General features: G+C 59.4%; 19 protein-coding genes and 1 pseudogene. 1 reads left to right on the top strand and 19 read right to left on the bottom strand.

Translation table 11 applies throughout. The annotated features are described in order from the left end of the window. Positions 1-154: 154 nt before the first annotated feature. A complete protein-coding gene (locus tag E5K03_RS13305) occupies positions 155-1930 on the top strand; it encodes a PAS domain S-box protein (protein ID WP_138007296.1) in 1776 nt (591 codons plus the stop codon). Between the two features lie 235 nt (positions 1931-2165). Here E5K03_RS13305 and secY read toward each other — a convergent pair whose 3' ends face one another. The 19 genes and pseudogenes from secY to E5K03_RS13210 all read right to left on the bottom strand — a co-directional run bounded on the left by secY (position 2166) and on the right by E5K03_RS13210 (position 12552). Beyond that, positions 2166-3629, bottom strand: coding sequence for a preprotein translocase subunit SecY (gene secY / locus E5K03_RS13300; protein WP_138007295.1), 1464 nt, complete (start codon positions 3627-3629; stop codon positions 2166-2168). A gap of 1 nt (position 3630) precedes the next feature. Then, positions 3631-4122, bottom strand: coding sequence for an uL15m family ribosomal protein (locus E5K03_RS13295; RefSeq protein WP_138007294.1), 492 nt, complete (start codon positions 4120-4122; stop codon positions 3631-3633). Then, positions 4122-4586: a 50S ribosomal protein L30 gene (gene rpmD / locus E5K03_RS13290; RefSeq protein WP_138007293.1), complete on the bottom strand. Its 465-nt coding sequence runs from the start codon at positions 4584-4586 to the stop codon at positions 4122-4124. The genes E5K03_RS13295 and rpmD overlap by 1 nt, the downstream gene beginning before the upstream one ends. After that, complete coding sequence (locus E5K03_RS13285; protein ID WP_138007292.1) at positions 4583-5230, bottom strand: 30S ribosomal protein S5; 648 nt, start codon at positions 5228-5230, stop codon at positions 4583-4585. The genes rpmD and E5K03_RS13285 overlap by 4 nt, the downstream gene beginning before the upstream one ends. Continuing rightward, the gene (locus E5K03_RS13280; protein WP_138007291.1) at positions 5227-5781 is read right to left on the bottom strand and encodes a 50S ribosomal protein L18; all 555 of its coding nucleotides are present in this window, start codon (positions 5779-5781) and stop codon (positions 5227-5229) included. Before E5K03_RS13280 ends, E5K03_RS13285 begins: the two co-directional genes overlap by 4 nt. Beyond that, a complete protein-coding gene (locus E5K03_RS13275; RefSeq protein ID WP_138007290.1) occupies positions 5781-6239 on the bottom strand; it encodes a 50S ribosomal protein L19e in 459 nt (152 codons plus the stop codon). Before E5K03_RS13275 ends, E5K03_RS13280 begins: the two co-directional genes overlap by 1 nt. Continuing rightward, positions 6232-6957 (bottom strand): 50S ribosomal protein L32e, encoded by a 726-nt coding sequence (locus E5K03_RS13270; protein WP_138007289.1) that lies wholly within the window; start codon positions 6955-6957, stop codon positions 6232-6234. Before E5K03_RS13270 ends, E5K03_RS13275 begins: the two co-directional genes overlap by 8 nt. Further along, entirely contained in the window at positions 6957-7493 is a 537-nt protein-coding gene (locus E5K03_RS13265) for a 50S ribosomal protein L6 (RefSeq protein WP_138007288.1), read from the bottom strand. The genes E5K03_RS13270 and E5K03_RS13265 overlap by 1 nt, the downstream gene beginning before the upstream one ends. Before the next feature lie 2 nt (positions 7494-7495). After that, a complete protein-coding gene (locus tag E5K03_RS13260) occupies positions 7496-7888 on the bottom strand; it encodes a 30S ribosomal protein S8 (RefSeq protein ID WP_138007287.1) in 393 nt (130 codons plus the stop codon). Positions 7889-7890: 2 nt separating this feature from the next. Then, positions 7891-8061 (bottom strand): 30S ribosomal protein S14, encoded by a 171-nt coding sequence (locus E5K03_RS13255; protein ID WP_137196239.1) that lies wholly within the window; start codon positions 8059-8061, stop codon positions 7891-7893. Beyond that, positions 8058-8573: a 50S ribosomal protein L5 gene (locus E5K03_RS13250; RefSeq protein WP_138007286.1), complete on the bottom strand. Its 516-nt coding sequence runs from the start codon at positions 8571-8573 to the stop codon at positions 8058-8060. Before E5K03_RS13250 ends, E5K03_RS13255 begins: the two co-directional genes overlap by 4 nt. After that, entirely contained in the window at positions 8570-9373 is an 804-nt protein-coding gene (locus E5K03_RS13245) for a 30S ribosomal protein S4e (protein ID WP_138007285.1), read from the bottom strand. The genes E5K03_RS13250 and E5K03_RS13245 overlap by 4 nt, the downstream gene beginning before the upstream one ends. Then, positions 9370-9738: a 50S ribosomal protein L24 gene (rplX, locus tag E5K03_RS13240; RefSeq protein ID WP_138007284.1), complete on the bottom strand. Its 369-nt coding sequence runs from the start codon at positions 9736-9738 to the stop codon at positions 9370-9372. Before rplX ends, E5K03_RS13245 begins: the two co-directional genes overlap by 4 nt. A 1-nt stretch (position 9739) precedes the next feature. Next, entirely contained in the window at positions 9740-10138 is a 399-nt protein-coding gene (locus E5K03_RS13235) for a 50S ribosomal protein L14 (protein ID WP_137196235.1), read from the bottom strand. A 5-nt stretch (positions 10139-10143) separates the two neighbouring features. Further along, a pseudogene (locus E5K03_RS13230) lies at positions 10144-10479 on the bottom strand (30S ribosomal protein S17); the annotation flags it as partial. Beyond that, on the bottom strand, positions 10470-10934 hold the full coding sequence (locus tag E5K03_RS13225; RefSeq protein WP_138007283.1) for a ribonuclease P protein component 1: 465 nt from the start codon (positions 10932-10934) through the stop codon (positions 10470-10472). The gene E5K03_RS13225 and the pseudogene E5K03_RS13230, both read right to left, overlap by 10 nt. Before the next feature lie 5 nt (positions 10935-10939). Continuing rightward, a complete protein-coding gene (rpmC, locus tag E5K03_RS13220) occupies positions 10940-11152 on the bottom strand; it encodes a 50S ribosomal protein L29 (protein ID WP_137196232.1) in 213 nt (70 codons plus the stop codon). Between the two features lie 3 nt (positions 11153-11155). Continuing rightward, positions 11156-12082, bottom strand: coding sequence for a 30S ribosomal protein S3 (locus E5K03_RS13215; protein ID WP_138007282.1), 927 nt, complete (start codon positions 12080-12082; stop codon positions 11156-11158). After that, positions 12082-12552, bottom strand: a complete 471-nt coding sequence (locus E5K03_RS13210; RefSeq protein ID WP_138007281.1) for a 50S ribosomal protein L22 — start codon at positions 12550-12552, stop codon at positions 12082-12084. Before E5K03_RS13210 ends, E5K03_RS13215 begins: the two co-directional genes overlap by 1 nt.

Genomic DNA, 12552 nt, shown 5'->3' with positions numbered 1-12552 from the left:
CGATGTCTAACGTTTCTCTGAGCAGGTCTTCGAGTTGCATAACCACCACTCACTACGACCTGCTCGCTTCTCAAACTCCCTAAACTAGACAGTGCCCGATTCTGCCATTTGCATCAATCAAAAGAAGTAAGCAGTCAAACAGCTTCAGAATGCTATGAAATACGAAATCAACGTATTACTCGTTGATGACAACCCCGCAATCACAGACCTTACAGCAAGCTTTCTCAAACGGGAGGATGACCGATTTCGTATCCAGACGGCGACCGGCGCTGGCGAAGGACTAAGCGTAATTAATAATTGCCACCCTGATTGCATCGTCTCAGATTTTGATATGCCTGAAATGGATGGGATTGAATTCTTGCAGACTGTCAGAAAAGAATTTTCTACTCTTCCATTTATCCTCTTTACTGGTAAGGGCAGTGAGGCTGTCGCCAGTGACGCGATTGCAGCCGATGTTACCGATTATCTTCAGAAAGGAAGCGGACCCGAGCGCTACAAACTCCTCTCCAACCGGATCTGCAACGCTGTTGAGGCAGAACGTAAGACTAAGCGCGCTGACAGGCAAGAACAACTGATAAAACTCACCGAGCGTACCGATAGCATTGGTAGCTTCGAACTGAACACTGAGACCAGAGAGTTGTTTCTGACCAACGGGCTCCGCAATGTCATAGGTTTTCCTGACCAGGGAGACCCCTCTTTGGATGATGCTCTTGACTTGTTCCACCCCGACGACCGCAAAGAGATCCAGCAAGCAATCAACTCCACTTCTCAGACGGGCGAACAGATACAGGGCAGTTACGGTGTTGAGACACCGAGCGGAGAACACCGAATTATCGGTGTCACGCTCAAATCGGCAGCCACCGGAAAAAATGGAAAAATAGTCTATGGTGCTGTTCGTGATATCACTGATCGTCGGGAGCGCCAGCAAGAACTCAGAGAGTACGAAACGATTATTAAGTCACTCACTGACGCAGTGTACGTCATTAGCGAAACCGGACGGTTCACGCACGTCAATGACGAGTTCGTTGAGTTGGTCGGCTACGAGCGGGAGACGATCATCGGAGCTACACCATCGTTGATCAAAGACGACGATACTGTTGAACAGGCAGAACAACAGCTTGGGCGGTTATTATCGACTACTGGGCCAGAGACAGTCATTTTCGAAGTGACGATACACCCTCGTAATGGAGATCCAATCAGCTGCGAGGACCACATGGGTGTCATCCCTTACGATGGCGATACATTCGACGGATCCGTCGGCGTACTTCGTGATATTACTGAGCGTAAAGAATACAAACAGGGATTGGAGGCACAAAACGAGCGGTTAGAAGAGTTCAGCAAGCTCGTTAGCCACGATCTACGGAACCCACTGAGTGTGGCTAAAGGCCATCTCGGACTGGTGCAAGTCGCCGAGGGGAGCGAGCACCTCGATACAGCAATTAATGCGATTGAACGGAGTCAGGCACTAATTAATGACTTGCGAACGCTGGCAGAAGAGGGCGCTCAGCAGAGTGAGTTCGAAACTATTGATCTCACGGAGGTAGCTAAGAACAGTTGGGAGATGGTTGAGACGCCACAGGCATCTCTTAGTACGCGTGAGCTACCGAAGATCAAGGCAGACCGCAGCCGACTCCAACAACTGCTCGAGAATCTGTACCAGAATAGCATGGAACACGGCGGTGAAGCGGTGACCGTGTCGATCGGTGCGACTGACGGTGGATTTTATGTGGTAGACAACGGCGTTGGAATTCCCGAAGCTAAGCATGCAGAGATCTTTGAGGCAGGCTACTCAACTATTGCAGATGGGACAGGCTTTGGCTTGCAGATTGTTGAACAGGTTGCTGAGGACCATGGGTGGGTAATTGCCGTATCTGAGAGTGAGAAAGGCGGTGCACGATTCGAATTTACTAGCGTAGAATGTGTGGATTAGTGACTACAAAACGCGCATATGTCAGAGATATAACCGTGCATCATCCGCAAAAACGGACCAAGGATTACTGGACCGTGCCCACTGGAACGAACGCTCTACGGCACGCCAACACTCATCAAAAAACAAATATAACAGGCTTAATAACCCACAAACACCAGAACTCACAAACACCCCAAAGCACCGGAAAAATCGACTAGTTCACACCCACTCAAACCAGAAAATAAGTAAAGAATGGCTAGTCATTTCCAAACATTTGGCGCATCATGGGGTGCATCTCCATGAGCTGCTCTTCGGCGATCTCCTCGTAGAGCTTGTAGGTGATCGACACGGTGAGCAGCAGCCCCGTTCCCGAGACTTGCCCGATCGTCCCGAGCATGTTCGCCAGTACGGCTAACAGCCCGACGAGCGCGCCGCCGATCACGGTGACCTGCGGGATGTAGCGCTCCATGACCTTCTCGACGACCTGCGGGTTCCGCCGGAAGCCGGGGATCTGCATTCCCGAGTTCTGGATCTGGCGAGCCGTAGCCTCCGGGCCCATCCCGGTGGTCTCGACCCAAAAGATCGCGAAGATCGCGCCACCGATGACCATGAACGTCAGGTCGATCGCCACGCGGATACCGATCATCCACGGCTCGGCATTGGTAAATCCGAGGAACCACATCCAATCCTGCCGGCTCTGGATCGGCGCGAGGTAGTAGAACAGTCCAGATACCGGCTGTCCCTCCGCACCGTACACGCCAAGCCACGTCGGCATCGTTGTCTGGCTGTTGATGATCTGTCCAAGGAACTGAATGTTCGCCTGCAGCGCACGGACGAGAATCATTGGCAGGACGGACGCGTAAATGAGCTTCACCGGGAAACGTCCGCGTGCGCCCTTGACCCGCGCGTGGCTGAGCGGGATCTCGACCCGCACAGACTCGGCGTAGACAACGACCACAAATATCAACACGGTGGTGAACAACGCGAGGAGCTCACCTGGTGCAAACAGTAGCGACTGGAACCACTCAGCAGTAAACGTCGGGCCGAGTTCGACGCTGCCGGTGATGATCCCGAACCAGTTCGAGAATAACCCCGGTGTCCCGAGTGCTGACCAGCTAAAGAAGCCACCAAAGAGTTGTTGACTCACCCCTGCGATGATGAACAGCCCAACACCAGAGCCGACACCCCACTTGCTCACAATCTCATCGAGAAACAAAATGAGGATGCCGCCGGCGAACACCTGTGCAAAGATGATGAGCTGTACGCCGAAGGTACCAATGCCGAGTTGTGCCCCCAGCGCTTGATCTGCCGGTAGGAAGGTACCAGAAAAGACCATCGGCGCCGCAGTCATCGCCGTTACGACGACGACGAGCAGCTTCTGGAGGCCCTGATAGAGCACCTGATCGCGCGGATCGTCCGTATCCAATCCGAGGAGGTTCGCACCGCCTAACAGCTGCAAAACGATCGATGCGGTGACGATCGGACCGATCCCAACCTGCAGGACCGATCCCTGCCCGCCCGCGAGGATCGATCGGAACTGCCCAAAGATATCGCTGCCCTCTCCACCGAGGCCGAACAGCGCAATGTTCGTCAAGAAAAAGTACACGACGAGGACACCTGCCGTCCAAAGTAGCTTCCGCTTAAACGGGACGTGGCCCGTCGGACGGGCCACAACAGGCATCCGCGTGAGTACCGGTTCAGCGACCTCCTTCCAACTCATGTTACTTTTCGTCCGAACCCGTTTCGGATAGGTCTTCTGATTCGGCCGATTCTGCGCGATCGGACAGGATCGCTTCGCCGCCGGCAGTCTCGATGAGCTCGACGGCACCTGCGGTAAACGCGTCTGCGGTTACGACCAGCTCATTTCTGACCTGGCCGCCGCCGAGCACTTTCACAACGTCGGCGTCGTAGCCGTCCTCAACAACGTCGCGCGCGTCAATAACGTACGCGTCGCCGTCGGTTTCGGCCACCCCGTCAGTAGCGTATAGCGCTGCATCTTCGTCGAGTTTCTGGATACGAACCTCCAGGACGGTGTCTTGGACTGACTCGTGTCGCTTGAAGCCGTGCTTGCCGAGCGGCTCGTAGTTGTGGTGTTCGTGTTTGTCACGTCCCGCGCGCCCGCGCCCGCCTCGGTGACCGGCGCCGCGACGGTTCTTGTGCGTGCCGCCGCCGTGGGTTCTGGATCCGCGTTGTCGTCGTTTCTTCGATGTCATTATCGCATTGCCTCCAGGAGTTCGTCGATCGCTTCGGTCGAGTGCCGGCCGAGCTGACCGCCCTCTTTGACCGGGTGTTTGATCCCCTTGTGTCCGCCCCGTGGGGGGTGAAGTCGGAGCACTGGCGCGAGGTTCTGTTCGCGAAGCGTGGTCTCTTCGGCGACGAGTGCTTCCGCAAGCGCGTCGAGGTCGTCGTAGTCGGTGTGTTCGCCGACCCACTCGTCGTCGATGTCTCCCTCGCCCTCAGCGGGCGACCCGCGCCGCGCTAAGAGGAGCGACACAGTTTCCGCGGAGGGTTCGCCAAAGGCAACGTAGTCGTTGACCTTCGTAACCATGCCGCGGTAGGTCTCCGTGTCCGGGATAAGCGTCGCGTGGTTGACGCTGTGGAGGTTCAACATCGACAGCGTGTCACGGACGTCGTGGCTCATGTTGACCTCTCCGCGGAGCTGGACGATTGCCTTCATTCTCCAGCCTCCCGCTGAATCTCACGAACGCGCTGTGGCGTCCGAGATTGTGCTGCGTTTTCGAGTGCGTTGAACGTCGCTTTTGCGAGGTTCACCGTCGTTCGCGTATTGCCGTCAGATTTGGTCCACGCGTCCTCGATACCCGCAAGTTCGAGGATCGCTCGGACTGTCTCCGCAGCGGCAAGTCCGAGCCCCTGCGGAGCAGGCATAATCTCGACGGTGACCGAACCCGCTTTGCCGGTGGCTTTCCGGGTGAGTGAGTTGACACCGCCTGCGCGGTCCTCCCACGACCCAGAGCCGCGATCGACCTTGATGACGTTCAGCTTGGCGACGTTGATCGCCTTCTGGATCGCCCCACCGACCTGGTCATCGCGGGCCTGTGCGTAGCCGAGGTAGCCGTCGCGGTTACCGACCGCGACGACACAGCGGAACTTGACACGTCGGCCCGAGTCGGTCATCCGCTGGACCATATTGATGTCAAGCACTTCGTCTTCCAACCCTGGGAGGAGTTGGTCGACGATCTGTGGCTCCTTGAGTGGGAGCCCCGAGGCGAGTGCCTGCTCCATCGTCGTGATGTCGCCGGCCTGCACCTTTCGGCCGAGCCGCGTTCGTGGCTCCCAGCCGTCGTTGTTGCGTTGGCTCATGCGTCCTCCTGTAGTGTCGCGAGCACATCATCGAAGTGCTCGGGTAGTTCTGTGGCGTCGAAATCCCCGCTGTACAGCGGCTCATCGAGCTGTTCGGCGTAGTCGGCGATATGCTCGCCGCGCGTCCGCGACCAGTCTGCGAGTACGCTGTCGCTGTGTGGAATTTCGAGCCCTGCGTCGATCGCTCCTTCCTGTACGGCAAACACCTTGTTTCCGGGGGTTGCCGTGTTCAGCCCGATATCGAGAACAGCCTCTTCGAGGCCTGCCTCAACCGCCCGCGAGCCGAGGAGGTATCCCGTGAGATACGCGCTCGGAAGGTTCCCTGTGGGGGCCTCCCAGCCGTACTCCGCGAGATCCTCGCTCGACGCTGCTGCGTGCGTTTCGTCGCCGTTCGGTCCGGGGGTAACCAGCTGCGCCCTGACGTGGGCATTGCTCACCCGAGCGACCAGGCGAGGCTTGCCCGATTTCAACAGGCGCAACCTCTGGTGGTAATCTGTCCGGACCTCTCGGCGCCGTCGCATCGGCACCTTATATCGTGGTCCTGTTGCCATTAGTCTCTCACCTCAATTCCGAAGTTGTTCTCGATGAACGCTTCGAGCCGTTCGACGTCGTCAAACTCGCCACCGCTGGCTTTGTTGTACGTCTCTCGGTACTGCGTTCTGTCGATCGTGCCCTCGTCTCGGAGTTCCTTCAAACGGGCACGCTGGGCGCGGATTCGCGTCATCCACGCGTCTTTTTTGTTCTGTCGAGCGCCGGCTTTGCCCTTCCGGGAACCCGCTCCCTTCCGGTGGCCGTAGGAACGCTTTGCCTGCCGTTCGCGGGCCCGGCCGCGCGAGTTCGTCTTTGCGTCCTTCGCGCGGATCGTTCCTTGCTCGATGAGATCGCGAATGTCATCTCGTGTGATCGCTTCGGCGATCTCTCCCTGTTCTTCTGGGTCGAACCACACGCGGCGTTTGCCGACGTCGAGAATGTCGGCTGCGAGCCGCCGCTGTGCTTTCAGATCACTCATCTGCGTCCACCTCTACTTCAATGTAGGTTGGGTTGAGGACGCGGATCTCCTCGTCCTCACAGACCTCTTCGATCTGTTCGCGCTTTCGTGCGCCAACCGTGGAGGCGATTCGGACCGCCTGCGTGTCGCCGTCGACGCCTTCGAGGTCGTCAGTGTTGTGCACATGGACCTCCTCGAAGCCGCTTGGGTGCAGGCCTCGGGCGGCCTTCGGGGTTCGGTACCCCGACTCAACCTTCGGACCCTTGCCTTTGATACCGCGGCGCTGCTTCGAGAGTCCGCCACGGGGACGACGCCACGATTCAGGCGTCCGTTTCTTCATGTGGTAGTCTTGGCGTCGGAACGCTGGCTTGCCTTCACGGCGCTTTTGTTTCAGCGCTGCCTCGACGTCGTCGTCGAGTTCGGGTGTCTTGTCGGCGTGCCCACGCGGACGGAGTTCCGTTTCGACGTCTTCGTCAACGTCGTCTTCCGCCTCTTCCTCAGGCTCTGGTTCTTCGTCCTCTTCGATTTCCGCTTCGGCCTCTTCGGAGACCTCAAGACCGCCGACGTCGGCTTTAATCCGCGCTGCGAGCGCGTTGCCGACACCGTCGACCTCCGAGAGCTCCGATTGGCTCGCTGCCTGTACGTCCTCGATTGTTTCGTAGCCGGCCGATCGGAGCGCCTCCGCTTTCGATGGCCCGACGCCGCTGATGTCTTCGAGCTCAGTAGGTTCGTCAGCCATTAGGCACCTCCTGCCTGCGGCTTGTCGGTGATGTAGACCCCGTCTTGGAACACACGGGTGTCTTTGCCTTTCACTTTCGTGAGCTGTTCGATGTCGGCAGCGGTCTGTCCAACGGCCTCCTTGTCGGGGCCGCTCAGGACGATCGTCTCGCCGTCGACTTCCACGTCTGTGTCGCCGTGAATCGGGGCCCGTCGGGGCGCGCGCTCACCGAGGAAGTTCTCGATGACTACGTCGTCGCCCTCAACGTTGACCTGCATCGGGAAGTGAGCGTAGTACACTTCCATGCGGTACTCCCACCCATCGGTGACGCCGTGGATCATGTTCCGGATATGGCTCTCAAACGTCCCGAGAGTTGCGTTCGTCTTTGCGTCGGTCGCGTCGCTTTCGACGACAACGGTGTCGCCGTCGACGGAAACCGACACGTCAGGGTACCACAGACGCCGGGTGACCGAGCCGTTTGGCCCTTCGATCGTCAGATCGAAGCGGTCCGTCTCTGCGGACACGTCCTCCGGAATGTCGATTGTTGTTCGGTTCATAGTTAGTACACGTATGCGATTATTTGGCCACCGATGCCCTGTTCGCGGGCCTCGTAGTGGCTCATGACGCCGTGGCTCGTCGTGACGATGAGTGCCCCGTAATCGCGGGCCGGGAGGTATCGCTTCTCCCACTTTTCGAACTCGTCGGCACCCGCCGAGTAGCGGGGCTTGACGAGGCCACATTCGTTGATTGCGCCTTTCAGTTCGACCTCAAACTGACCGGCTTTGCCGTCGTCGACGAACTCGAAGCCGTCGATGTATCCGCGGTCGTAAAAGACCTCGAGGACGGAGCCGATGATGTTCGAGGCGGGCTGTACCGTGTAATCGAGATGGCCGACGCTTTCGGCGTTGTTGATTCCGCTGAGTGCGTCGGACAGTGGATCGTTGCCTGCCATGGTTAGCTGTACTTCCTGAATCCCATGTCTCGGGCAACCTCGCGGAAACACTGCCGGCAGAGGTTGATGTCGTACTTGCCGACGAGCCCCTGGTTCCGGTCGCATCGACGACAGGACTGTTCCTGTCCCGTCCGCTTGCCGTCGCCCGTGTTGTCTGGTTCACTTTCGCTCATGTCTGCACCTCAACGTCGAATGCATCCTCGAGGTACGCGATCGCGTCCTCGGGGGTCATTCGGTGTCGGTTCGGGATGTCGCCGCTCGCCTTGTTCCGTTTTGCGACGCGGTAGCCCGGACGGACGACGTTAACCGTCACGTCGAGCCCGTAAATCCCGATCTGTGGGTCGTACTCTTGGCTCGGGAAGTCGGTGTGGTCGGCCACTCCGAAGCTGAAATTCCCGGTGTCGTCGAACTGTGACGCCGCCAGACTCGTCAACTCCAGTGCGGTCTCGAGGAATTCGTGGGCCTTCTCACCGCGAAGGGTCACCTTCGCACCGATCGGATCGCCCTGCCGAATGTTGAACTCCTGGACCGTCCGCTTTGCGAGCGTCCGTACGCTCGTTTGCCCAGTCACCGTCTCGAGGATATCTTCTGCATCCGCAAGTGTTCGACCGCCTTCGCCGACGCCCATGTGGACGACGACCTTCTCGATCTGCGGCGTGCGCATCTCGTGAATCGATTCACTCATTCGTCATCACCTGCCTGTGGCTCGTCTTCGGCAGCCGATTCGTCGGCCTCAGCGTCGGCCGCTGCATCCTCATCACGTTCTGCAGCCGAACTCTCGGCTGTGTCGTCATCATCAGTAAAGTTCTCGTCGATCACGACAACGTACGGCTCGATTGTCTCGAAGCCGCCGTCGTCTTGAGTGACGCTCACCGTGTTGTCACCGCTGCCGAGGGTGACGTTGATCGACTCGATCTCGCCGATTTCGCCGGCGTGTTGGCCGTCGACGGCAGTCACGAGCGCGCCTTCCTCGTAGACGAAGTGCGCGACGATCTCCTTGGATTCGTTGTCGATAACGATCGAATCCTTCGTCGAGTAATCGTCGGCGGCGTCGACGCGGACGTTCGTCCCGTCGTGCAGCGTCAGCTGGAAGTCGCCGCCGTCGACCTGCGTCTTCTGGACGATCTTGCCGAGTCGGCCGTCGGCGGCCGATTCGTCGATGGGCGTCAGCGCGAGCCGACCGCCCTCGTCGGGGAAGACCCGGTAGTACTCGTCGCGTTCGAGGAACGCGAGGATGTCGAACATCCCGATCGGGCGTCGCTCGTCAGAGACTGCCTCGCCGTTGACGAGGACTGTCCCCTGGTTGAGCGCGTAGCGCGCCTCTTTTTTCGTGTCGACGTAGCCGAGCACGTCCCGCAGCAAGATGACGAGCGGGACACCGTCTGCACCGTGGGGGCCTGCGCCCGCCTTGACGGTGAACGTCTCGGTCTTTCGCTCGACCGGCCAGGACTTCGGTACGGATAGTCGTTTCTGGTGGTTGCTCATTCGTTGCCCTCCGTGTCGTCTGCGGCCAGTCGTGCCTCGCGGACCTCGTCGTCGAGGTCGAGCTCGGTCACACGGACGTTGCTCGCATCGAGCGGTCGGGGAACCTCCTCGCCGTCGGCTTTTTCGATCGTCACGCCGTCGACGTGGATGGTTTCCGACGCCAGGTCGACGGTGAGGACTTCGCCCTCCTCGCCGGCGTGGTCGCCGCGCAGGACCTCGACAGTGTCGCCCGCGTTGACGCGGACGTTTCGCTGGCCGTGCTCCTCGCGGAGGTCGGCCGACAGCGTCGAACGGACCTGCTTTTGGCGCTCGTGCAGCGGCGCGTTCGCCGCAGACTTGCGTTGTTTGCGTGGTTGTCGCGTCATACTATACAATCATTGTCGCGGTGGATGCAATGCTCCCAAAGCGCTCTGCGACTTCGCGCGCGATCGGACCCTTGATTTCGGTCCCACGAGGCTCGCCGTTCTCGTCGATGATGACGCCGGCGTTGTCCTCGAACTTCACGCGCACACCGTCTGGTCGACGGATCGTCTTGCGCTGGCGGACAATAACGGCCTCCAGCACCTGTCGGCGCATCTCGGGGGTCCCTTTGGTGACCGAGACGGTCACCTTGTCGGCGATCCCCGCTTTGGGATGTCTGTTCTTCGTTCCGGAGTACCCTGCCACGCTGATGACGCGCAGTTCGCGCGCGCCGCTGTTGTCTGCACATTTGATCAGCGAACCCTTTTCGAGGCCTTGGGTGACGTCGGCTTTCAACGCCTCCATCACTCCTCACCTCCGACGCGAACGACGACGTGTGCTTTCGTCTTCGAAAGGGGTCGGGTCTCCGCAATTGTTACTTCGTCACCGACTTCGAGCGGTTCGAGTACGCCGGGTACGTGCGCCGGAATACGGGACCGGCGTTTCATATACCGGTCGTATTTGGGCACGAACACGTCGTACTCTCGCTCGACGATGACGGTCTTTTCCATGTCCGTCGAGACCACAGTCCCTTCGAGGGTCTGGCCTCTGACGGGAAGCTGTCCGTAGAACGGACACTTCTCGTAGTCGTATTCCTCCGGGTTCTCTGGTTCCGGAGGCATGGGTACGTCTATTCCTATCGCCATTTTGAATCACCTGTTACTTCGGTGCGTTCGGCGGGTCGTGAGAGCAGCGTTGTCGCATCCACCGTAACGTAGACTCCGTCCTCGCACTCGCCATCTGGGCTCGCCGCATCCGCGCGTACGGATGCGGACGGCACAGACTGACGGGGGCGGACCCCCGCAGTTTCCATGCCGAGTTCGGACGAAGACCCCGGGACCTTACGATCGCCGGCGGCTTCATCTGTGTCTGTCGTTGTTGCTCCGCCGGGCGCTTCGATCGGAAGCCGGAACTCACAGAGTGAGCCCCGTTTTTGGACCTGCTTTGTCTCACCCTCGCTCGTCTCGACGACGAACGTGCCCATCGTCTCAGAAACGATGCGGCCGGCGATCCCGATCTGATCGGGATTCAGCGCGTCGGCTACGCGGACGCGCAGGCCGATAAGTTCGTGTCGTGTGAGCGTTTCAGGGGTGAGTGCCATGTCCGTTATTCCTCGTCGAAGTCGCCTTCTTCCTGTTGAATCGTCTTGATCCGAGCGATCGTCCGCTTGAGCTCGGCCATCCGGCCAGGGCTCTCCGGCATACCACCGGCGGCCTGGACGGACTTCATGTTGAGCAGCTCGGTTTCGAGCTCCTCGAGTTCGACCTCTCGCTCAGCAGCGGTCATGTCGCGGATCTCGTCTGCGTGAAGGATTGCCATATGTTACTCCTCCGTCTCTTCTTCGTCTTCGTCGGCTTCCATCTCTGAGACCAGATCGGCCGCCTCGTCGGCGACGTCCTCGTCCAGTTCCTCAACCTCCGCTTCAGGTTCGGGTTCAGGTTCCGACTCGTCGACATCGTCGCCGACTGGTGCCGCTTCGTCGGTTTCCTCGACGACCTCTTCGACGATCTCCTCGTCGATGACGTCGGCGGGATCCTCGTCTGGAATCTCGACTTCCTCTTGGTCTTCGGTGACGTCGGGGATCTCCTCGGGTTCGTCGATGAGATCGTCCACGCCATCGTCACCAAGGTCCTGTTCGACGGACTCGATCTCGGCGTCCTCATTGATCGCGAAGTCGTCGGGCAACTGTGCGCCCGGCGGGATGATCTTGACGGTCACGCCGATCGTTCCGAGTTTCATCACGGCGACGCCCTGGCCTTCGTCGACGACCTCCTGGGCGGGTTCACCGTTGTGCTTGATGTAGCCGCGGTTGAACTTCTCGACGCGCGATCGCGCGCCAGTTACCTTTCCAGAGAGGACGATCTCTGCGCCGAGTGCGCCGGCGTCCATGATCCGGTCGATCGTCGTGTGACCGGCCTTCCGGAAGTACCAGCCGCGTTCGAGCGCGTTTGCGAGTCGATCGGCGACGATTCGGGCGTTGAGATCCGGCTCGTCGACCTCCTGGACGTCGATCTGTGGATCTTCCATCCCGAAGCGCTCTGTGAGCTCACGGGTGATCTTTCGGATGTTCTTGCCACCCTTGCCGATGACCATCCCTGGCTTTTCGGCCTTGAGCACGATCTGAGTGCCCATCGGCGTCTTCGCGATATCCATGCCGCCGTAGCCGGCGCGACCGAGTTCGTCTGCGAAGAACTCGTCGATCTGGGCGCGTTGTAAGCCGTTTTCGATGAACTGGTGTTCGTCTGCCATTAGGAATCATCCTCCGCGGGTGCTTCGACGATCAACTCGACGTCGCACACGGTGGTGTTCCACGGCGACGCACGGCCGAACGCGCGAGGCTTCCGACCGGGCCGTTCGCCGACCTTGTGGGCAGCGACGTGTTTGATCGTCATCGACTCGGCCTCAAAGCCCTGTTCGGTCGCGTTGTTCGTGACGTTCCCGAGCAGCCGAAGGAAGTCCTTCGAGGCCTTCTCGGGGTAGCGGCCGGCGTCCCAGCCGTCGATGTCCGATCGGTGGCCGACGCCCGAGTTGTGCTGTTTGAACGGGACCGATCGCTCGCCGTCGATGACGGCTTCGAGGTACTCCTCGGCCTCGGTGACGGTCATTCCCTTGATCTGTCGGGAGATGGCCTTGCTATGCTTCAGACTGATGGGCCGGTCCCGAAGCATCGCTTTCGCGGTGGTGTCGGGATCGGCCTCGACGCTGTAGTTGATTCCCAT

It is taken from the genome of Halalkalirubrum salinum, assembly GCF_005543295.1.
GTDB lineage: Archaea > Halobacteriota > Halobacteria > Halobacteriales > Haloferacaceae > Halalkalirubrum > Halalkalirubrum salinum.
Note: the sequence above shows the minus strand (reverse complement) of the source record. Positions and strands in the feature narration are given on the sequence as shown.

Bases quoted from the DNA above. Each gene is read 5' to 3' on its own strand.
- E5K03_RS13245 (WP_138007285.1), bottom strand. From the start codon at position 9,373: ATGAGCAACCACCAGAAACGACTATCCGTACCGAAGTCCTGGCCGGTC.
- E5K03_RS13225 (WP_138007283.1), bottom strand. From the start codon at position 10,934: ATGGCACTCACCCCTGAAACGCTCACACGACACGAACTTATCGGCCTG.
- E5K03_RS13305 (WP_138007296.1), top strand. From the start codon at position 155: ATGAAATACGAAATCAACGTATTACTCGTTGATGACAACCCCGCAATC.
- rpmD (WP_138007293.1), bottom strand. From the start codon at position 4,586: ATGAAGGCAATCGTCCAGCTCCGCGGAGAGGTCAACATGAGCCACGAC.
- rplX (WP_138007284.1), bottom strand. From the start codon at position 9,738: ATGACGCGACAACCACGCAAACAACGCAAGTCTGCGGCGAACGCGCCG.
- E5K03_RS13270 (WP_138007289.1), bottom strand. From the start codon at position 6,957: ATGGCTGACGAACCTACTGAGCTCGAAGACATCAGCGGCGTCGGGCCA.
- rpmC (WP_137196232.1), bottom strand. From the start codon at position 11,152: ATGGCAATCCTTCACGCAGACGAGATCCGCGACATGACCGCTGCTGAG.
- E5K03_RS13255 (WP_137196239.1), bottom strand. From the start codon at position 8,061: ATGAGCGAAAGTGAACCAGACAACACGGGCGACGGCAAGCGGACGGGA.
- E5K03_RS13275 (WP_138007290.1), bottom strand. From the start codon at position 6,239: ATGAGTGATCTGAAAGCACAGCGGCGGCTCGCAGCCGACATTCTCGAC.
- E5K03_RS13285 (WP_138007292.1), bottom strand. From the start codon at position 5,230: ATGAGCCAACGCAACAACGACGGCTGGGAGCCACGAACGCGGCTCGGC.
- secY (WP_138007295.1), bottom strand. From the start codon at position 3,629: ATGAGTTGGAAGGAGGTCGCTGAACCGGTACTCACGCGGATGCCTGTT.
- E5K03_RS13265 (WP_138007288.1), bottom strand. From the start codon at position 7,493: ATGAACCGAACAACAATCGACATTCCGGAGGACGTGTCCGCAGAGACG.
- E5K03_RS13235 (WP_137196235.1), bottom strand. From the start codon at position 10,138: ATGGAGGCGTTGAAAGCCGACGTCACCCAAGGCCTCGAAAAGGGTTCG.
- E5K03_RS13250 (WP_138007286.1), bottom strand. From the start codon at position 8,573: ATGAGTGAATCGATTCACGAGATGCGCACGCCGCAGATCGAGAAGGTC.
- E5K03_RS13280 (WP_138007291.1), bottom strand. From the start codon at position 5,781: ATGGCAACAGGACCACGATATAAGGTGCCGATGCGACGGCGCCGAGAG.
- E5K03_RS13260 (WP_138007287.1), bottom strand. From the start codon at position 7,888: ATGGCAGGCAACGATCCACTGTCCGACGCACTCAGCGGAATCAACAAC.
- E5K03_RS13295 (WP_138007294.1), bottom strand. From the start codon at position 4,122: ATGACATCGAAGAAACGACGACAACGCGGATCCAGAACCCACGGCGGC.
- E5K03_RS13210 (WP_138007281.1), bottom strand. From the start codon at position 12,552: ATGGGAATCAACTACAGCGTCGAGGCCGATCCCGACACCACCGCGAAA.
- E5K03_RS13215 (WP_138007282.1), bottom strand. From the start codon at position 12,082: ATGGCAGACGAACACCAGTTCATCGAAAACGGCTTACAACGCGCCCAG.